At 56.0% G+C, this 18,652-nt stretch carries 17 protein-coding genes, 1 tRNA gene and 1 pseudogene; 12 read left to right on the top strand and 7 right to left on the bottom strand.

Going from position 1 to position 18,652, the window contains the following annotated elements:
- The first annotated feature begins 2 nt into the window (after window positions 1-2).
- Genes EDC26_RS00295 through purU form a run of 4 tightly spaced genes read left to right on the top strand, consistent with a single transcriptional unit; the run spans window position 3 to window position 4,701 of the window.
- Complete coding sequence (locus EDC26_RS00295; protein WP_132579279.1) at window positions 3-278, top strand: sarcosine oxidase subunit delta; 276 nt, start codon at window positions 3-5, stop codon at window positions 276-278.
- Complete coding sequence (locus EDC26_RS00290; RefSeq protein ID WP_132579278.1) at window positions 275-3,250, top strand: sarcosine oxidase subunit alpha family protein; 2,976 nt, start codon at window positions 275-277, stop codon at window positions 3,248-3,250. The genes EDC26_RS00295 and EDC26_RS00290 overlap by 4 nt, the downstream gene beginning before the upstream one ends.
- Window positions 3,243-3,830, top strand: a complete 588-nt coding sequence (locus EDC26_RS00285) for a sarcosine oxidase subunit gamma (protein WP_132579277.1) — start codon at window positions 3,243-3,245, stop codon at window positions 3,828-3,830. The genes EDC26_RS00290 and EDC26_RS00285 overlap by 8 nt, the downstream gene beginning before the upstream one ends.
- A 16-nt stretch (window positions 3,831-3,846) precedes the next feature.
- Window positions 3,847-4,701 (top strand): formyltetrahydrofolate deformylase, encoded by an 855-nt coding sequence (purU, locus tag EDC26_RS00280; RefSeq protein WP_132579276.1) that lies wholly within the window; start codon window positions 3,847-3,849, stop codon window positions 4,699-4,701.
- A 502-nt stretch (window positions 4,702-5,203) separates the two neighbouring features.
- Here purU and EDC26_RS00275 read toward each other — a convergent pair.
- Window positions 5,204-5,962 (bottom strand): IclR family transcriptional regulator, encoded by a 759-nt coding sequence (locus EDC26_RS00275; RefSeq protein WP_165930858.1) that lies wholly within the window; start codon window positions 5,960-5,962, stop codon window positions 5,204-5,206.
- A 279-nt stretch (window positions 5,963-6,241) separates the two neighbouring features.
- On the opposite strand from EDC26_RS00275, the gene EDC26_RS00270 reads away from it, so the two are divergent.
- The 5 genes from EDC26_RS00270 (at window position 6,242) to EDC26_RS00250 (ending at window position 11,191) form a co-directional block, all read left to right on the top strand.
- Window positions 6,242-6,997, top strand: a complete 756-nt coding sequence (locus EDC26_RS00270) for an SDR family NAD(P)-dependent oxidoreductase (protein ID WP_132579274.1) — start codon at window positions 6,242-6,244, stop codon at window positions 6,995-6,997.
- A gap of 5 nt (window positions 6,998-7,002) precedes the next feature.
- Window positions 7,003-8,415 carry an MmgE/PrpD family protein gene (locus tag EDC26_RS00265; RefSeq protein WP_132579273.1) on the top strand — a complete coding sequence of 471 codons (1,413 nt, stop codon included), beginning with the start codon at window positions 7,003-7,005 and terminating at the stop codon, window positions 8,413-8,415.
- 67 nt (window positions 8,416-8,482) lie between these two features.
- Entirely contained in the window at window positions 8,483-9,472 is a 990-nt protein-coding gene (locus EDC26_RS00260; RefSeq protein ID WP_132579272.1) for a Bug family tripartite tricarboxylate transporter substrate binding protein, read from the top strand.
- A gap of 31 nt (window positions 9,473-9,503) precedes the next feature.
- A complete protein-coding gene (locus tag EDC26_RS00255; RefSeq protein WP_132579271.1) occupies window positions 9,504-10,214 on the top strand; it encodes a hypothetical protein in 711 nt (236 codons plus the stop codon).
- Window positions 10,211-11,191 (top strand): Bug family tripartite tricarboxylate transporter substrate binding protein, encoded by a 981-nt coding sequence (locus EDC26_RS00250; protein WP_132579270.1) that lies wholly within the window; start codon window positions 10,211-10,213, stop codon window positions 11,189-11,191. The genes EDC26_RS00255 and EDC26_RS00250 overlap by 4 nt, the downstream gene beginning before the upstream one ends.
- Before the next feature lie 71 nt (window positions 11,192-11,262).
- Here the strand turns inward: EDC26_RS00250 and EDC26_RS00245 are convergent, their stop codons facing one another.
- Entirely contained in the window at window positions 11,263-11,721 is a 459-nt protein-coding gene (locus EDC26_RS00245; protein ID WP_132579269.1) for a host attachment protein, read from the bottom strand.
- A gap of 456 nt (window positions 11,722-12,177) precedes the next feature.
- Between EDC26_RS00245 and EDC26_RS00240 the strand changes: the two genes are divergently transcribed.
- A tRNA-Met gene (locus EDC26_RS00240) sits at window positions 12,178-12,252 on the top strand.
- 69 nt (window positions 12,253-12,321) lie between these two features.
- Window positions 12,322-12,456 (top strand): annotated as a pseudogene (locus tag EDC26_RS20265) (tyrosine-type recombinase/integrase); the annotation flags it as partial.
- Window positions 12,457-12,575: 119 nt separating this feature from the next.
- Here the strand turns inward: EDC26_RS20265 and EDC26_RS00230 are convergent.
- From EDC26_RS00230 to EDC26_RS00210, 5 genes are all read right to left on the bottom strand, one after another.
- A complete protein-coding gene (locus EDC26_RS00230; protein WP_132579268.1) occupies window positions 12,576-13,328 on the bottom strand; it encodes a hypothetical protein in 753 nt (250 codons plus the stop codon).
- Window positions 13,325-13,903, bottom strand: a complete 579-nt coding sequence (locus EDC26_RS00225; protein ID WP_132579267.1) for a hypothetical protein — start codon at window positions 13,901-13,903, stop codon at window positions 13,325-13,327. Before EDC26_RS00225 ends, EDC26_RS00230 begins: the two co-directional genes overlap by 4 nt.
- A 1,045-nt stretch (window positions 13,904-14,948) precedes the next feature.
- Window positions 14,949-15,641 carry a hypothetical protein gene (locus tag EDC26_RS00220; RefSeq protein ID WP_132579266.1) on the bottom strand — a complete coding sequence of 231 codons (693 nt, stop codon included), beginning with the start codon at window positions 15,639-15,641 and terminating at the stop codon, window positions 14,949-14,951.
- Entirely contained in the window at window positions 15,634-16,092 is a 459-nt protein-coding gene (locus tag EDC26_RS00215) for a hypothetical protein (protein ID WP_132579265.1), read from the bottom strand. The genes EDC26_RS00220 and EDC26_RS00215 overlap by 8 nt, the downstream gene beginning before the upstream one ends.
- 271 nt (window positions 16,093-16,363) lie before the next feature.
- A complete protein-coding gene (locus EDC26_RS00210; RefSeq protein ID WP_132579264.1) occupies window positions 16,364-17,140 on the bottom strand; it encodes a hypothetical protein in 777 nt (258 codons plus the stop codon).
- A gap of 882 nt (window positions 17,141-18,022) precedes the next feature.
- Between EDC26_RS00210 and EDC26_RS00205 the strand changes: the two genes are divergently transcribed.
- A complete protein-coding gene (locus EDC26_RS00205; protein WP_132579263.1) occupies window positions 18,023-18,616 on the top strand; it encodes a hypothetical protein in 594 nt (197 codons plus the stop codon).
- Window positions 18,617-18,652 lie beyond the last annotated feature (36 nt).

The following is an 18,652-nucleotide window of genomic DNA, read 5'->3' as shown; positions in this document are numbered from 1 at the left end:
CAATGCTTCTCATCAATTGCCCGTTTTGCGGGCCGCGCAATCACACCGAATTCAACTATGGCTCGGATGCAACCGTATTGCGCCCGGCCGACGACGCGCCCGAGTCCGAGTGGTTTGCCTATGTTTATCTGCGCGACAATCCCAAGGGGCCACATACGGAATATTGGCAACATGCCTTGGGCTGCCGCAGTTGGATAAAGGTCGAGCGCGATACGCTCACCCATGATATTGCCGGCGTCTCGCTGGCACACGCCCTTGCCCAACGGGAGTCGCAATGAAGCAAGCCTTTCGCCTGGAGCAGGGCGGCCTGGTCGATCGCTCGAAGGCCATTTCGTTTTTGTTCGATGGCGTGCGCTACGAAGGCCATCCGGGAGATACGCTGGCATCCGCATTAATGGCCAATGGAGTAAAACTCATAGGCCGCAGTTTCAAGTATCACCGTCCGCGCGGTATCGTCGCCGCCGGCGTCGAAGAGCCCAATGCACTGGTGCGCTTGCGCAGCGGCGCGCGAGCCGAGCCCAATACTCGCGCCACGGCTATTGAACTGTATGAAGGGCTCGTGGCGGAAAGCCAGAATCGCTGGCCATCGTTGAAGTTCGACCTGATGGCCGTCAACAACCTGCTGTCGCCCTTGTTTCCGGCCGGGTTTTATTACAAAACCTTTATGTGGCCCGCACGGCTATGGCCAAGCTACGAACGCGTGATTCGCAATGCGGCGGGCATGGGCGTGGCGACAAGGCAAGACGATCCGGATCGTTACGAGAAACGGTTTGCCTGCTGCGACGTCCTTGTCGTCGGCGCGGGCGCAGCCGGCCTGGCCGCAGCCGGCGTGGCGATGCGAGCGGGGGCAAAGGTTTTTCTCGTCGATGAAAATGCAAGCCTGGGCGGTTCGCTGTTGGGCCAGGGCACGCGTATCGACAAGATCCCCGCTGCGCAGTGGGCGCACGACATGGCTGCCGGCTTATCCACCAATAGCCGCGTCACTGTTTTGCCTCGCACCACGGCTTTCGGCTATTACGACCATAATATGGTGTCCCTGATCGAACGCGTGGCCGATCATGTTGCGGTACCCGGGCCGCACGTGCCCCGCCAGCGGCTATGGCATATCCGCGCTAAACGCGTCGTGCTTGCCACCGGTGCGATTGAACGCCCGCTGGTTTTTGGAAACAACGATTTGCCGGGCGTCATGCTGGCATCCGCCATTCGCACCTATGCCAACCGTTATGGCGTGGCGGCCGGCCGGCGCATTGTGCTGTTCGTCAACAATAACAGTGCCTACTCGGCTGCATTCGATCTTGCCAGGCTCGGCATCGACGTTGCAGCTATTGTCGACGTGCGGCGTGCGATTCCGGCGGCGATCATGGAACAAGCCCGATCCTTGGGTATCCCCGTGCACCTGGGATCCATTGTGTTGCGGGCGCTGGGCAGCGGCTGCGTCAAGGGTGCCGAAATCGCTTTGCGCGACAGTGGCCGCGGGACAAGCATCGCATGCGATGTCATCGGCACGGCCGGGGGTTGGGCTCCTTCGCTGCACCTGCATTCGCAATCGGGCGGCAAGGCCGTCTACGATGAACGCATTGCCACCTTCATCCCTGGGCCAGGCAAGCAGGCGGCCATTTCCGCCGGCGCCGCGCGCGGCGTATTTCAACTGCGTGAGGTGTTGAAGGACGGTGCCGCCGCGGCGGTGTCGGCGTGCGCGGATCTGGGACTGAAGCAGCAAACGCCGGACGTGATCGTGGAGGGCGACGAGCCTGACCTGGATATCGAGGCTTTTTGGCTTGCGCCGCAGCGCCTGGGCGCCAAGGCGAAGCAATTCGTCGATCTCCAGGACGACGTAACGGTGAACGATGTGGCGCTGGCCGCTCGTGAAAATTTCCGCTCGGTGGAGCATCTGAAGCGTTACACGACGCTGGGCATGGGTACGGATCAGGGAAAGACCAGCAACATCAATGGGCTCGCCCTCATGGCGCTTGCGCGGCAAGAGCCGATTCCGGTCGTCGGGACCACCACCTTCCGGCCTCCCTACACGCCGGTGACGCTCGGTGCGTTCGTGGGCCGTCAGATAGGTAAAGGTTTTTCCGCCACGCGGCTCTCCCCTATGCACCAGTGGCACCTGGACAACGGCGCGGTCATGGCATCGGCGGGACAATGGTTGCGGCCCAAGACCTATGTCGGCCCGGGTGAAACCTATGCGCAGGCATGGCGGCGTGAAACGCTTGCCGTACGCCGCGGGGTTGGAATCGTCGATGTTTCCACATTGGGGAAAATCGACGTCCAGGGGCCGGATGCGGCAAGATTCCTTGATCTGGTATACAGCAACCGGTTCTCCACCCTGAAGCCTGGCCGCGCGCGTTATGGATTGATGCTGCGCGACGACGGCATCGTACTGGATGACGGCACCACATCGCGGTTCGCGGAAGACCGGTTCTTCATGACCACCACCACGGCCCATGCGGGCAAAGTATTGTCCGATCTGGAATTCCTGCTTGCCACGGCGTATCAAAAACTACGCGTGCGAGTGACATCGCTCACGGATCAGTACGCGCAGATCGCGCTGGCCGGCCCCAAGAGCCGCACTGTCCTGGAGGCGTTGCTTCCCGGTGTCGATGTGTCGGATGCGGCGCTGCCCCACATGGGCGTGCTGGAAACAAGCCTGGCCCATATACCACTAAATGTATTCCGTCTGAGCTACTCGGGCGAAATGGCATATGAATTGAACATCCCGGCGGGATACGGCATGGCGCTTTGGATGCGGTTGCTCGAAGCGGGCAAGCCGTTGGGAATCACGCCCTACGGCACGGAAGCGATGGGGGTCATGCGGATCGAGAAGGGCCACGTGGCGGGACCGGAGATCGATGGAAGAACGACCGCCGACGACCTGGGCCTGGGCAAATTGGCGAGCAAGGCCGAACCCTTTATCGGCAAGCCGCTGATGCGTCGCGAAGGCCTGATATCGCCGGAACGGCCGAAGCTCGTTGGTGTGATGTCAACATCGCCGGGCGCAAAAATCATTGCCGGCTCGGCTATCGTCAAGGAGCCCATGGCCGGGGCGGCATCGCTGGGCTGGATCTCGTCGTCTACGTATAGCCCAACGCTGGACACGCATATCGGGATTGCGTTCATCAAGAACGGCCGCGCACTTATAGGCCAGAAGTTGACCGCATGGTCGCCCTTGCACAACTACACATGTGAAGTGGTGGTGGGCGAGCCGGTGTTCTACGATCCTTCCGGGGAAAAACTGCATGGCTGATCATTCTCTTCAATACCGAAGCGCGCTGGCGGGATCGCCGGCTACCGGAGAGCTTCCCCTTCGCTTGCATCGCATGGAGCTGTCGGAGCTTCCGGTCGATTGCGTGCTGGTTGCCGCCTATGCCGGATCGCCCGACATTGCGCCGAGCATCGCGCGCATTGCCGGCGTCGCGGCGCCTGGCGCGCCCGGGCTGGCTTCGATATCCGGGCCGGTCTCGATGATGCCGATTGCACCCGATACCTGGCAAATCGCGACGGCGCCCGGTACCGGCACCGCGCTTGCCTTTGCACTGAAAAGCGAACTGGGCAGCCTGGCTGCGGTGACCGATCTTTCCTTTGGCCGAATCGTTGCGATCGCGCTTTGCGGCGACGATTCCCATGTTGTGCTCGAGAAGGGGATAGGCATCGATTTCTCCGACGTGGCTTTCGCGACAGGACGTGTCGTTGCGACAGGGTTGCATGCCGTGCACGTGCTGATCGTCAAAACCGCGCCAGGCAGCTTCCACATATTGGTGCCGCGCAGCTTTGCGCTCAGCATCCTGGAATGGCTTGTCGATGCCATCGAAGAATTCAAGGCTTGATTTTGGACAGGGGTTTATGGAAGCCGTGTGTAAAAAATTTGTTTTGCTCTTATCGTGCCTGGATCGCCCCGGCATCGTTCACGCCGTCGCAGGATTCCTGGCCGACCGCGGTTGTAATATTCTCGATAGCGCCCAGTTCGGCGATGTAAGCAACAACCGGTTTTTCATTCGGGTATGTTTTTCCGGTACGCATAGCCTTGAACGGCTCGCCGGCGAGTTCACGGAATTGGCGGATGCCTTTGCGATGCAGTGGAGCTTGAACGACACGGCAATCAGGCCGGGTGTTGTGATCATGGTGTCGAAGTTCGGACATTGCCTGAACGATTTATTGTTCCGGCACAGGTCCGGATTGCTGCACGTCGATATCCGCGCCATTGTCTCGAATCACCCCGATTTTTACCCGCTTGCTGCTTCGTACAACATACCCTTCCATTGTTTTCCTGTAGATCAGAGCAAGAAAGCCGAGCAGGAGGACAGGGTTCTCGATGTGATCGAGTCGACGAAGTCGGATTTTGTGGTGCTTGCGCGTTATATGCAGATCCTCTCCGACAATTTCTGCGCCAGGCTTGTAGGGCGCGCGATCAATATTCATCACTCGTTCCTACCCGGGTTCAAGGGAGCCAGGCCCTATCATCAGGCCTACGAGCGCGGCGTAAAAGTGATCGGCGCGACCGCGCACTACGTAACGGCTGAACTCGACGAAGGACCGATAATCGGACAGGAGGTCATCCGCGTCGACCATGCCTTCGACCCCGAAACACTCGCCAACATTGGGCGGGACGCCGAATGCATTGCCTTGGCGCATGCGGTCAAGTGGCATGCCGAACATAGAATTATTCTGAACGGTTGCAAGACTGTTGTGTTCCGTTAGAGCATTTTTGGTCAAGCGGTATACGGCATGGGATTTGGCTTGGCCGTTTTGGTATTTGAAGACGCCGTCTATGGAGGCCGGGGCGGGGCCGGCACGGCGTGCTTGATCCGGATCTGCCTCGTCCAGGCGGGCGTCGGGCCAAACTCGCTACGCCGCTGTCGCGGCTCCACTCAAACATGGCCCGCCGACAGCCCCCGCCTTCCCTTCGTCAGCATCCGGCGCACGCCTTACGCCGGCCCCGCCCCGGCCCCCATAGACGGCTCGCGTTACGGCATGCCAGGAACTCACTTGCCGGCAGCCTGTCTCTGTCGTGTTGTCCGCAGCTTGCCTCTGTCACGTTGCCCGTAGACTTCCTCGACCCACCCCTCGCCCTGCGGCGTGTTAATAGAACGACCTCCACCCAGAACGGCTCAAAAAAGAGCGACACAAAACGCGTTCAGTTCCGTAAACACGTCAACCGAAATGCCCTAGCCCGGAAATCCCATGTGGGTTGACCCAGTACCTATTTCTGCGAGTATCCTAATTGCCGCGATAGCGCGGCGGCGGCGTGCAGCAAGGCCTGGACGACGTTGTCCGGGTGGGTTCCGGTCCAGCGGAACTCGGGGATCAGAAAGCCCAGGCTACCGACGACTTCTCCCGCGCCGTTGAAAAACGGCGCCGCGACACCCACTGTATTGGGGGTGCGGTGTGAGTGGGTAATGGCATAGCCGTCTATACGAATACGCTGTAGCGATTCATTTATCTCGGCTTCATCCGGGATCAGGCCCTGCACGGGCGAAGGTTCTTTTTTGGCTATGGCCCGGTTGATTTCCTCGTTACTCAAGTGCGCCAGCAGCACTCGTGCCGTTGCTCCCCATACCAGAGGTTCCAGGGCGTTGAGCCGGATGTTATAGCGCATTGGATCGGTTGGCGAACCGTTGGCGGCGTGGAACATTTTCAGTTGCTGACGTTCCAGCAGCGTCAGGATCGAGGTCTCGTGAAACTGTGCCGAGAGTTCCTGCAGATAAGACTCGGCAAGCTTGCGATACGACATCCGCGTGCCGAGTTTGCTCGCCATCCGGTACAGCTCCAGGCCTGGGCCGAACCCCCCGGTCGACTCGTGACGCGCAAATTCATTAGTGCACAGCGTAGCCAATAACCTATGAACTGAACTGCGCGGCAAATTCAGGCGCTGTGCCAGGCTTTGGGCGGTTTCCTCCGGATAATCCACCAGGCACTGCAGCAATAACAATATTCGTTTGACTGTGCTGGTTTCTTTCACATCGCTTCCTAAGCCGTGCGGTGCCATGCTCGCCGCACTTGAACTGATCTTGCCTGTTTCTTTCATCACCGCCTGCGCTCTCTTGGGTAAAGCCCCGCGAATTGTAGGGGCTGGCCATGCAGCCGTCATTTCCCAGCATTGACAAACCAGGCTGACGCGTCAATAATTATCATTGAATGAACTATTGTCTCATTGAATGAGAAAAATAGCAAAATATACAGTAGCGGTGCCGGGGCGGTACAAACGTGCCGGCGCGTCATTACAACAAGGGAATCTGATATGGAATTGGACTTTGCAGGACGCACGGCGTTGGTCACTGGTGCCAGCCAGGGTATAGGGCGGGCGACGGCGCGTATGCTGGCCCTGGCGGGCGCCAATGTGGTGGGAGTGGCGCGGCGCAAAGGATTGGTGGAAAAGCTCGCGGCTGAAGTCGCCACGCAGGGCCGTGGCAAGATCACCGCGCTGGAAGCGGATTTCTATGACGAAGACGCTCCCGAGCGGGTGGCCGCGCAAGCCCAGCGGCTGTTAGGCCATGTGGATATTCTCATGAATGCAGCGGGCGCGAGTCGCCCTGTGCCATTCGATGCCGCTCGCGAACAGTGGATGGAAGGCATGACGCTCAATTTCTTCCGTATTCGGGAACTGACCCACGCGATCATCCCTGCCATGCGTCAACAAAAATGGGGCAGGGTGGTCACGTTCACCGGTACGTCGGAGCCTCGCATGCTGAACGCAGCGTTCACCGCCAAGGCGGCAGTGCACGTGTGGTCCAAGGGCCTGTCGCGGGAAGTTGCCGCAGATGGCATTACCATGAATTGTCTGCAGCCTGGACGCATCCGTACAGAACAAATATTGCGGCGCTACCCCACGCCGGAAAGTGAACGTGAATATGCGCAGGCTGAAATCCCCGCGGGCCGTTTTGGCGAACCCGAGGAAATTGCCGCACTGGCGGTTTTCCTGGCATCGCCCCTGGCCGCTTATGTCACCGGCACAGTCATTCCAGTCGATGGCGGTTCTAGCCGTTTCGCATTTTGACGACCATGAATGTCCCGCCCACCAAACCTGAGTCCGGTGCGGCCACCGTGCTGGGAAGCTTGGCTGGGCTGGTGCATTCGGTGCGCTACGACGAGTTGCCCGCGGGCGTGATAAAGGCTGCGAAGGCGTTGATCCTGGATACGCTCGGCTGCGCCTACGGAGGTTTGCACAGCGATCTCGGGATCGCGGTCCGCCGCGTGGCAATCGATTGTGGAGGTTCGCCGCAATCCACGCTGATTGGAACGGGCGAAAAAACGTCGGCGGCGTTGGCCACTTTCGTCAATGGCAGTTTGTTGCGCTATCTGGACAGCAACGATTATTACTTCGCTCGGGATCCCGCGCATCCCAGCGGAAACCTCGCGGTGGCGTTGGCGGTGGGTGAACGCGAACGATGCAGCGGCAAAGATCTTCTGGCTGCGCTGGTGGCGGCGTACGAAGTGCATATGCGCCTGTGCAATTTTGCCGGAGAACCCTCGCTATGGAAGCGCGGCTGGCACCATGGCACTAATGCGCAATTCTCCACGGCCGCATTGGCTGCGCGACTCAGCTGGGACGACCCTTTGCGCACAGCGCACGCCATGGCTATAGCGGGCACCCATCAGAACACGCTCGCGCAGTTGCAAAGCGGCGCGGTTTCCATGATCAAGGCGACAGTCGAAGCTTGGGTCGCCAAGGCCGGGGTCGAGGCTGCGTTGTTGGCCGGTGTTGGCGTGACGGGGCCGCTGCCCTTGATGGAAGGCACGAACGGCTGGGCGGCCAGCGTGGCCGGCTGTGTGGACTTCAAGGCGCTGACCGCACCGGTTTCAGGCGGCCGGTATTATTTACTGGAAACCAGTGTCAAGCCGTATCCGGCGGTCGCTACCGCATTGGCGCCGATACGCGCGGCGATCGAACTGCATCGCGCCGCTGTTCCTCGGCCGGCCGATATCGAAAAAATAGTCGTGCACCTGCCCGGTTTCGCCCTGGCTACACCCTCGGCGCATCCTGGCCGCCGATACCCCGGCAGCATCGAAAGCGCCCAGCACAGTTTTTACTATTGCACGGTTATCGCGCTGCTGGACGGTGAGTGCGGCGAGGCGCAATTCTCACCGTCAAAACTGGCCGATGCAACCGTGCGCGAATTGCTCGCAAAGACGGAACTGACAGAGGACTCTGCCTTGAATGATTTGTGGCCGCAGGCCGCCGGCGGAGCCGTGGATATACATATGCACGATGGCACGGTGCGTAGACATCGCTGCCCTTATCCACCCGGCCATCCCAGATTTCCCCTGGATGCCGGCGAGTTGGCCGACAAGTTTTACGGCTACGCGGCGCCGGTTCTTTCCCGACGCCGCGCGCAGGCGCTGCATGACGCAGTCGACAGCATGGAGGACTGTGCCGACCTGCGTGACTTGACCGAATTGCTGGCGGCGCCATAGTCGGCCGATTCTATTTCCTTTTGATTGAACATAAAACGTAAAACGCATATTGCGATAGGAGGCATCCATGTTTCAAACTCTCTTCAGGCGCGGTTTATGCAACTCGGCCTTGCTAGGGGCGCTGCTCCTGGCTCCGCTGGTTTGCTCGGCGCAGGCGGCCTATCCGACCAGGCCTATCCATTTGGTTGTGCCTTTCCCTCCCGGGGGCGTCGCCGATCTGATCGCTCGTCCGATTGCTGAAAAAATCAGCAAGGAACTGGGGCAGCCGGTCATCGTCGATAACCGCGGGGGCGCTACCGGGACGATAGGCGCGGCATTTGTTGCCAACTCTCAGCCAGACGGCTATACGCTGCTGTTTGGTACGACGAATGAAATCGCGATGAGTCCCACTTTGTATAAGTCCTTGCCGTACAGCCCGGTAAAATCGTTCGCGCCGATCATGCCGGTAGCGGAATTTCCCAATGTGCTGGTCGTGGGCTCCGCGACACCCGTCAAGTCGTTCGCCGAGCTCACCAGCCTGGCGCAGGCCCGGAAAAAAAGCCTGTCCTTTGCTTCATCCGGTGTCGGCAGTACGAATCATCTGACGGCGGAAATCTTCAAGTCGCTGGCCAAGATCAATATTCTGCATGTTCCTTATAAGGGGGGTGGCCCGGCGTTGATCGGCCTGATCGGCGGCCAGGTCGATGCGATGTACGCCACCTTGCCGTCGGCGATCAATCTGATCAGGGGCGGCAAACTCCAAGCCCTGGCGGTCACCGGCGAGCGCCGCTCACCGGCATTGCCTGATGTACCCACAGCCAAAGAGGCCGGTATGCCGGGCATGGTCGTGACGACATGGAACGGTGTGCTGGCGCCGGCCGGTACTCCGGCCGCTGTGGTCGATCGCCTGCATCGTGCGCTTGTGCAGGCCGTAGCGGATCCCGATATAAAGAAAAGATTGGCTGCGGTCGGCGCCGAGACGATGAGCATGACACCGCAGGCGTTCGCCGCTCTTATACGGAGCGACTTCGATCGTTGGTCGGGCGTTATAAAAGGGGCCGGCATCGAGGCCGAGTGAGTTCAGGCTGGAAGCCGTGAAGGGAGACGAAATGAGTGCATTGATGGGGTCTGGCGCACTGGCGCTTTGGTTGGATGTTGCAGCCCAGCTCGACCGCGAAACGGACGGGTGGTATGTGGATGAGCATTTACCTGACCGGGTCGACACCGGCGGCTATCTGCGAGCCCGGCGTTACCAGGCGGTTGAAGGGGAGCCGGCCTATTTCTCCTTGTTCGAGGCATCGACACCCGACGCTTTGGCAAGCGAAGGCTATCTAAGCCTGGTCGGGAAAATCAGCGCTCAGTCGCAGCGTATTCGTGCCGGATTTTCCAATGTCGTACGCAACACCTTCCGGGTGAGGGCCAGCGTGGGAAGGGGCCTGGGTGCTGTGGTGGCCAGCTGGCGGCTGAAGGCTGCAAGCGCGAATCCGGCCGGGCTTGTCGCGGCTATGGATGAACAGGTACCTGCGCTGCTGCGCCGGCACGGTATCGTGGGTGTTCACTGGATGGAGGCAGCGCCTGAAGTGCGGGCACGCATGGATTCGGTGCGTGCGGTTGGGCAGCAGGACCGGTCCGCTGATTATGTGTTGCTGATCGAAGCCACGCGCGAGGCCGAGATTCTGCCGCTGCGCGCAGCACTTTTATCGACGGCGGCGCTTGCCGGGCTGGGCTGGAGTGAAGAAGGCTTCGGTATTTACAAGTTGCTTTACGAAGTATCGGGCCGGCCCGCCGGCAACGAAATAATATTGGGAGACAGGATATGAACAAGTTTGCAAAATGGCTGCCGTGCGCGGCGTTGTTTGCTTTTGCAGTATGCGTGCCCGAGACGGCAGTCCAGGCTGCGGCTTACCCGGAAAGGCCGATCACATGGGTAGTACCCTATCCTCCCGGTGGAACCACCGATGTGGTGGCGCGTAATATCGCGCAAGCCGTGTCCAAGGAGCTAGGGGGGTCGATCGTGGTGGAGAACAAGGCCGGCGCAGGAGGCCGGATTGCCATGACGTATGTGGCCCGTGCCGCGCCGGATGGGTACACCCTGCTGGTCAGCGATGCCAGCCTGGCAACCGCACCCAGCCTGTACAAGAACATGCAGATAAATCCGTTAAAGGATCTGGAGGCGGTATCGTTATTCGTTACGGTGCCCCATCTCCTGGTGGTCACGCCCGCGTTGAAGGTGAATTCATTGTCCGACCTGATCGCTCTGACTAAAAAGGAACCCGGCAAACTCAATTTCAGTTCGGGCGGCATAGGCTCGCCGCTGCATCTTGCCGGTGAGGCGTTACGCCTGGAAACGGGCTTGCAATGGACTCACGTGCCTTACAAGGGAGCAGCGCCGGCCATACTGGCCGCCGTCGCCGGCCAAGCACAGATTGCCACTCCGTCGTTGCCATCCGCTCTCCCGCAGGTAGTATCGGGAAAATTGCACGCTCTTGCAGTCACCAGCCCCAAGCGTGTGTCCGTGCTGCCCGAGGTGCCCACGGTGGCCGAACTGGGTTACCCGAAAGCGACGGTATTTGGCTGGGTCGGGCTGCATGCTCCCGCCGGAACGCCCGCGGATGTCTTGAAGAAATTGGAAGTCGCGGTGGCAGCTGCCATGAAAGACCCGGCCTTGATCAAGCGGTTGCAAGGCCAGGGCGCCGATATCATGCCGGAATCGGGCTCTGCATACGGAAAACTGGTTGCCGACGAAGCCATCCGCTGGAAAAAAGTTGTGCAAGCGGCGGGTCTCGAGCCGGAATAAATAAGTATACATGTCGTCTGCCTGGATTGCGTTGCAGGCGGCTTGAATCTCAGTTCATTCTTTGGCGTCGTTTAAGCGGGCAACTGTAGGGCGCTATCAACACGCCTTTTCAATTCAGGCCCCACGTAAATGGTCAGATCGCTTACGACGCTGGTGCGCACTAACTTTTCCGAGACACCGCTCAAACGAGACCTGAGCTCGCCAAGCATTGGGCCGGTAGCGATCAATACTAATGAAGAGCAGCGTTGCTTAGCCACGCCATCATTCATGTAATCAGCGATCTGGCGGGAAAAAATCGCCCGCTCTTTTGCGTGCGCCTCTGTGTGCGGCTCAAACTGCGTGCCTGCATGTGCAGTACGACCATGCCCTTTGCCAGCAGCACTGGTCAGATCGCCTTTCCCGGCCTTCTCAGAAAGCGGGACGTGTGGGTGCACAAAATCGATCAATTCGGTAAGGGAATGATCGGGTCCATGGCGCTCAAAGCATTTTGCACGCGCAGCATTTGCTATTAAAACCCAGGTCTTTTCCATAGCGCCCCCTTTTACCTCAAAAGTGAATTCGAGTGTTCATTTGCGACAAACGGACCGGCACGGTAGAGACGGGCAGTTCATTTTACGCGGCCTAGCCCGGCGTGGCTGCAACTCTTCAGGATCGTTACAGGATCGGGCCTGGGCCGTTTGCAACTGCTGGCTTTTACTTGGCTGGGAACCAACGGTGCGAATAGCGCTCCTTCACACCACCCTATACCCGCCCCTTAAAAACGGCGGGTTTTTGTATATTTGACGCATTTTCCGGCTTTAGTCCGGTGGAAGTCCAGCGGGGTAATACCTGCTGGCCACCAGGGTTGATCGCCTGGTGGAATTGATTTTCACACACGGCGATTGGTCGTAACTGGACGTGGTAATCGGTCGCCGCAGGAACCTTCCAGAGGGCGCGCCTTAAATGCCTGTAGCAGCCAGTCGTCAGTCGTGTGAATACAGGTCAATTGCGGCGTAGCGCAATGGTAGCGCGGCGGTCTCATAAGCCGGAGGTGGCAGGTCCGACTCCTGCCGCCGCAACCAATCTCACCACGAACGAATCCACGGTGTTCCGGCCTGGGTGCGTGAAACGCCTGCTGGTGTCATTGGTGTGAGGCCACAAGCAGACTATTCGAGAAAGGGCTTAATGTGCTGGAAGTAGCCCGCATAACCGGGCATAAATCGTTAGTCATGCTAAACAGGTACACACATCTGGACGTGAACCATTTATTGGCGAAGCTCGGTTAAGCTGGAATTGCTAACCATTACCGACGAGAATACCGAAAGCTCTATGGTGCTGTGGAAAGAAGAATCTTGGTGCGCAGCGAACTGTGCTGGACGGCTTAGTTGTGAAAAGTAATCGAAATCTACTCCGGCCGATATTTCAAGATCACGGCTTCGGCGGCGGCCGCACCCTTCGGCGTGATGAAGGCCTGTCCGCCCGACGTCCAATCAATATATCGCGATATGTGAAGCCGCCTAAGAATCTTCCTAAAGTTAGCGGTGTGCTTATATTCAATGACCCTCTGTAGATCCGCTTCGGCTAGAGGGCTCGAATCGAACAACAAGACCAGAATCTGATCCTTAGCTTGCATCCTTTCTTCGAGAATTCGCGTAATCCCTTCATGCTTCCAAAGAACACCGACGCGCCGCTCCACAATAGCGTCGATCATGTGTTGAGTTGCATTAGGATTCGCACCGGTGGTTAGGCGGACGAATTCCGCTAAGACCCATTTAACGTTATAGAGGATTAGGGTCGAATCCATCTCGTTTGCTGAGATAGTCCCGAGGTGACCAATACCACGCTTGTTTCTAACATTGTAAATCGACTTCAGAATTCGCGGAATCAACATCCGCAGCGATTCATCGCCAGTCGCGTTCTCATACCGCCTAAGTTCTGCATCATTGAAATTTGGCAGACTCTTTCCAATCGGCACATGGGTGCCAAAAAGTTCTTGTTCAATTAAGCGCCGAGACGCCTCTACAAAATGGCCCGCATCTAACTCCGTCACCTTCCATTTTTGAAGCGAAAAGCTCCTCTCAATTTCCTTATATGCTTCGAGCAGTGCGTCGCAAACATCTGTCGGATATTTGGCCTTGAGTGCAGTGTCGATTGTCATTTATTGAGCAAATCAGCAAGTTCTTTTGCTTTTACTTTTCCAGGCTGGGTAAGAGTAATGGTTTGCGAAACACCTTTACCAGATATTGTGTAGACCTGCCGTGCGGCTGAGCTTTTCATGTGCGCTGCGAAGTTTGATGAGTCAAGGCAGACGTGGGTTGTGCAGTTAGCGCGTATCTCATCCATACTGGTCGGTTTGATCCCTCGCAGTTCGTTGCCAAACGCCAGAAGCATCGCGACGTCAACCGCCTTCTTCGCTTTAGTCGTACCAGGCACGTCCTTGATGATCTGAGTTTTATTGTCGGCCAACGCGAAGACATTGGCATACGAAACGAATTTGCCGTCGGAGACGGAGCTGGTTGAGCCTGTGTGCTTTCCATTGATCGAGGCTGGGGACTCACTTGCTCCCTCGACGCCTCCATCAGGCGGCGTACCGCTTTTGCAAAGTTGTTCTACTAGCTTTGATAAAAGCGATTCGAGTTTGATAATCTGTGCAGCCACAAAACCCTCGGAACCTTCGAGTTCAATTCGACCATCCGCAAAGCAGAACTTTGCGTGGTTAGTGCTGTCTTCCATGTTTGCCCTCCCATTTGTAAGATTTGTACATTGTAATGAAACGACATGAGAAGTCACACGGAGCAACCTCAATTTAATGGTTACAAAACTGTTGGGCGGATAAGCGATGGCAAGCATTGACCGAAAGGGGGATCAAAATTCAGTTTTGTCGTCTTGAACGGCCGTCACTGGGCCAGGGCGTAGGCGCGAATGGTGCAGTCGTACGCTCGTTCAGCAGGCGCTTGATCAGTTGGAATAAGATGTTAGAAGGGATGGCGGGTGGCGAAAGAACAGATTCGCTCAGGCTCGTCTTCAGTCCCATACCTAATTAGTGGGCTAAGAATCTGTGAGGGCGTGGGCCTGCTGGCTGGGCTACAACTCGCTCGAACTGCGCGGCTAACGGCTACCGTTCTAGATATGCCGGAACCCGCTTAAACAGATGTCCGCACGGAAACACGAAAGAAATTCCCATGCGCGTGTAGCCGGTTACGAGAATCTCTACCTCACGGCGGGGTAGGTTGAAGCATGGAAGGCTGCGGCCAGTGGGGTCCGTGTACTGAGCTGAAAAGTCAGCCCAGTTACGGCCAAGCTCGCTCAGCAATTATGTTCTTATGCAGCTTCCCCGTAAGCTCCGCAATCTCCCGGCTGCTCATAGTGAGGGAAGTAGTGGATACGGGAACGGGGCGCTAGCAGGGATTACCGGCCTGTAAAGCTAGTGCAGTTTTAGTGCAGTCAGGTGAGCCAGACAGACTATACCATCCGTCTGTCTTAATCACGTAACTAGCTGATGTGTAGGGGAGTTTTGGCGGAGCGGCCGGGACTCGAACCCGCGACCCCCGGCGTGACAGGCCTGTTATCGAAGTCAATGTTTATGCGGTTTTCCAGCGATTTTGTATTCCCAAAATCCTCAAAAACATGTCGATTTCATGCGGTTTTGCGGAGTTTTATTCCAAAGGTTTCTAGGATAACTTTGGTGCCCAACCTCTCCCAGACACAAATGTAAAAGGGCAGATTACTTTCGTCAACAATGATTCCGTCCATTCTAAGAAATGGCGAAGATGGGATACTAACGTTTAAGTTTTCGTGTGATGTAGACAATGGACGTTGCCGCAAACTCTAGGAAGAACTCAGCTTCAGCTTGTGTCAGGTCAGATATCACGGTGCCGCCATGCCGAACAAAAGCCTTATTGCTAGTTGCCCCATATGCTTGACTTACGAGGCGCTCGATATCTGGATCAAGGCTTGCCTGTTTGATGAGTTTGCCTAGTGTTCCGTTAGGCTCTTTAAGCAATACCATCAAGCATGACTCGACGGCATTTATAGACTCCTTTATCGAGTTTTCAAAGTCTGGCGTTGCAGAGTAGATGAAGTTCTTCGCTTTCAGCCATTGAGCCCGAATTGGTGTCAGCTCGTCTGATAGAGCTTCGTTTGCTTTCCTCCAGTTCTTCGAAGATGGTGCATGCAGTTGAATACGTTTAAGGTCAAGCAATACGTCGGTGTATAACTCTTCAACGTAAACCCGGCGACTTGCATAGGTTTTCATTTCCTGCAACTTGCAGAATGAGTAAAAGACTTCTAGAGATTTATGAGGGTTTGGGTTGGCGTACTTGGTATCTTCAAGTTCAATTGACACTTCCGCATACTGATTCCGATATAAGCGTGGTTGATCGGGGGTTCTCCCGTCGGTGGCATACGCAATCATTAGGGCCTGAAGCTGCATAATTTTCCCGCCCAGCTCGACTGCTTTTTTGCTATCCATAGTAGGCTTCGCGTACCTTAGGTACAGATCCCACGCAAGCAGTGAGAATGGTCAGGCTGTGATGCAATAGCGCCTTGCTACGTACCGGTGCGAACCAATGTCCATTGAATTTTCCGCCATGAAAAAGATTATTGCGTACGCGACGGACGTAAGTAAGAAGACAATCGGCTCGGGAGCTGGTTTCTGGTTCTGAGGCTACCCATTGAATTCTCTCGTTGACAATCATTTGTTTCTTAGGCGGTTCGGTGAAGAGAAATTCAATGGCCTCTTGTAGTTCTTTAGTTGCGGGTGAGGCTATAAGATCCTCGACAGCTAAGGCGAATTCTCGCCAGTTGGCCTGCGCAGGCCCGTTACCCTTGTTGTATCCCGCAGCCTTCAGCGCGTATTCAGTTCGAGAGAAAACTTGGAATAGCTTTCCTGCTAATAGGTCTAGGTCCGGGTGATGTGTCATATGATCGCGTAATCTAATCTATATTTAGTGATGCCGTTCCGGTATCAACAATGCAAAGGAGTGTATCAATGTCGTGCTCGTATTGCAGGTACATCGATCAATGCCAGGAAGGGGAGGGTTCAGATGCGATGCGCAATGCGTGTAAATCCCGCCTTGAGTATGACAAATACTGTCAGGCCGGAAACGCCCCTTAGTGATCCGTTGCTCAGTAAGGAGGCTAGGCTTAGCTCCGAGGAAATTTGCGGGAGGCGTTGTTCTGTAAGCCGATGGGTTACCCTAGAAGGGCTGACAGTGCGGGAATGACTGGGCCGAGAATAGTTATGTGATCTGCAGCGGCAGTCACGAACGCTTGATATTTCTGCAAGAAGTCATTCGAACCGTGCGCATGCTCCATTTTGTTAACGATCTGCTGGATTTCTTCTTTTGCTGAATCGTCGGGTATCTGTGCGACGGCATCTCGTACCTGCGCAAAAACATTAGAAATTTCATTGCTAATGTTATTGACTGAGTGATCAGTAGAATTAACGTTTATTCGAGCACCTGTGCCGGTCAAATTGTACGTAATGCTCGTGTGTTGTATTGGCGCTGGCTTCATCATGCTCTCTCGATGTACTTTGTAGCGGGAAATGACGTAGGATATTTGCTTGTGCCAAAACAACTGTTCCTCAGCAGAGAATAATTTGAAGTCCTGTTTTGGATCGCTTTTTCCGCAGTCTCTAACTGGAATAAGAAATGGGAAATCCTCCTCCCGCAGCGCGAACTTTTTCCTAAGATAGAACTGCCATAATTCAATATCCGAGGCCCTGGGAGGCAAGGTAGGAATGTCTGTATATGGAAAGTCTGTCCAGTTACCCGGACCCGTAACGATTCCTGATAACTTATCTTTCAGAATCAGAACCATATAGTTTTCCGGTAAAGAGTACGCTTCAAAGTCAAAGGTTTGGAGCAATGGCCATGATCGGAGGTCTTGCGGAAAATTATTTCGGACGAGCTGTTCGATTGCTCCATGAGTTGCAAATGCCCAATCTGCTGTGAAATCCTGTCTCACCTGGGGTTCCCTTCGTGTGAATGGCCTAACCGAGCATCAGGCTTAAATTATTGAAAGCGTCAGGAAGGACAGGAACATTATCGCTGTTGTACCTTTCCGTAACCGTTGCTCGTGCTTCGAACATGGCCGAGCAGTTAGACGTATGGCGAGAGGGCCGGAGTTGCGTCTCGATCCATGTGTTTGTTTCTATTGGTAACTTACCTAGTGTAGGCGCGAAATTCCCTTTGGGCAACTGGTGACAGTAGACGGTGTCGGATGGCAGTCTGGACCTGGCCGAAAGCGACAGTTAGGAGATCAATTTTCCCGCTACTTGGCGGGGATTGCTTCACGTACCCGCATACGGTCATACACCTCTCGAATCATTCGTTCTGAAGAGTGAAGCGTTGCACCCAGTACATCATCATGGCCTGAGGCTAGCTTGTCGGTGATCACCTTGAGGCGACAGTCTTGAAAGGAAAAGCGCTAGAAGGGCACATTCTCTTCGTCTGCAAGCGCTTGCGCTTTCATCTCATCATGAGCTTGTGCAGCATTATTTTCCTGCCGCCTTTCGTGTACCGTTCCCCGGTGCAGGTGCCGAACACAAAGCACTCCGGCGATGGGTTTGGACCTGGCAAGGAAAGAGCCTCATCGATAGTAGCTTTAAGCTCGGCGCTCCAATGTATCAGGCCAACAATGGGTACATCACTGCGCCTGATCTTCCCTGCCTTCCAGGAGATGCCTTGTTCGTTGATCTGCCGTACCTGGAGTGCTCAAAGCGCCAGTCCAGCGCTAACCCGCAGAGTTCGGATATGCGGTCGAATGATTAGCATGCATCGGTCCAGTTTGGGACTTTCGAGGCAGTTTGTAAAAGGAGGAGGTGGTGCGATGATTCGGAATCTAAGCTTGAGTGCGGATCAGGTGGCCAAGTTAAAGACTGAGGCAGTTAGAGGGAAACCGTATGCTGGACGGGTCAGTATTGTGCTCGCGTTCCGTTTACTTGGTGCCGCTGATACTGGCTTAGATGTTTGGGCGATATTGGATGAGCTTGATCATCTGGAGGGCATCAGGCCTTTGAGCAAAACCAAAGATGCGAAGCCATTCCATAGAGGGGCACTTATACCGTTCTGGCACAAGCACTTTTCGTCGGCGCGTCACATAGTAAAAAATATTGGAATACGTTGGAATCTTGGTGGGAACGGGAACAAGGATCTTGATGCTCTGATAGAGGAGGTCGCACGCGATTATGGTGACGATCCTGATATCTGGCCCAAGGTATTGGTTGACCGGCTAATTATGGAAGGGTACTCAGACCGAACCATGTACGGGCTAACTGGTGATTGGATTGTCTTCGGAGTGCACAACGATCAAAACTACTATTTGGACTTGGCTACACACGAAGAGGGGACACCACAAAATGCGCACAAGCTCTTCGCTAAGCTAAAGCAAGGAAGTGCAGCCGAGTTTCCATTTTTGTTTGATAGCCAGCCTGATGTTTAAGCCAGGAGAGTATGTCGGCGTGAGTGGCATAAAGTG

Source organism: Paralcaligenes ureilyticus (genome assembly GCF_004346225.1).
GTDB lineage: Bacteria > Pseudomonadota > Gammaproteobacteria > Burkholderiales > Burkholderiaceae_B > Paralcaligenes > Paralcaligenes ureilyticus.
This window is presented reverse-complemented; position numbering and strand designations above follow the sequence as displayed.

Bases quoted from the DNA above. Each gene is read 5' to 3' on its own strand.
- EDC26_RS00230 (WP_132579268.1), bottom strand. From the start codon at position 13,328: ATGACAATCGACACTGCACTCAAGGCCAAATATCCGACAGATGTTTGC.
- EDC26_RS00215 (WP_132579265.1), bottom strand. From the start codon at position 16,092: ATGACACATCACCCGGACCTAGACCTATTAGCAGGAAAGCTATTCCAA.
- EDC26_RS00220 (WP_132579266.1), bottom strand. From the start codon at position 15,641: ATGGATAGCAAAAAAGCAGTCGAGCTGGGCGGGAAAATTATGCAGCTT.
- EDC26_RS00270 (WP_132579274.1), top strand. From the start codon at position 6,242: ATGGAATTGGACTTTGCAGGACGCACGGCGTTGGTCACTGGTGCCAGC.
- EDC26_RS00295 (WP_132579279.1), top strand. From the start codon at position 3: ATGCTTCTCATCAATTGCCCGTTTTGCGGGCCGCGCAATCACACCGAA.
- purU (WP_132579276.1), top strand. From the start codon at position 3,847: ATGGAAGCCGTGTGTAAAAAATTTGTTTTGCTCTTATCGTGCCTGGAT.
- EDC26_RS00265 (WP_132579273.1), top strand. From the start codon at position 7,003: ATGAATGTCCCGCCCACCAAACCTGAGTCCGGTGCGGCCACCGTGCTG.
- EDC26_RS00225 (WP_132579267.1), bottom strand. From the start codon at position 13,903: ATGGAAGACAGCACTAACCACGCAAAGTTCTGCTTTGCGGATGGTCGA.
- EDC26_RS00260 (WP_132579272.1), top strand. From the start codon at position 8,483: ATGTTTCAAACTCTCTTCAGGCGCGGTTTATGCAACTCGGCCTTGCTA.
- EDC26_RS00255 (WP_132579271.1), top strand. From the start codon at position 9,504: ATGAGTGCATTGATGGGGTCTGGCGCACTGGCGCTTTGGTTGGATGTT.
- EDC26_RS00290 (WP_132579278.1), top strand. From the start codon at position 275: ATGAAGCAAGCCTTTCGCCTGGAGCAGGGCGGCCTGGTCGATCGCTCG.
- EDC26_RS00250 (WP_132579270.1), top strand. From the start codon at position 10,211: ATGAACAAGTTTGCAAAATGGCTGCCGTGCGCGGCGTTGTTTGCTTTT.
- EDC26_RS00245 (WP_132579269.1), bottom strand. From the start codon at position 11,721: ATGGAAAAGACCTGGGTTTTAATAGCAAATGCTGCGCGTGCAAAATGC.
- EDC26_RS00285 (WP_132579277.1), top strand. From the start codon at position 3,243: ATGGCTGATCATTCTCTTCAATACCGAAGCGCGCTGGCGGGATCGCCG.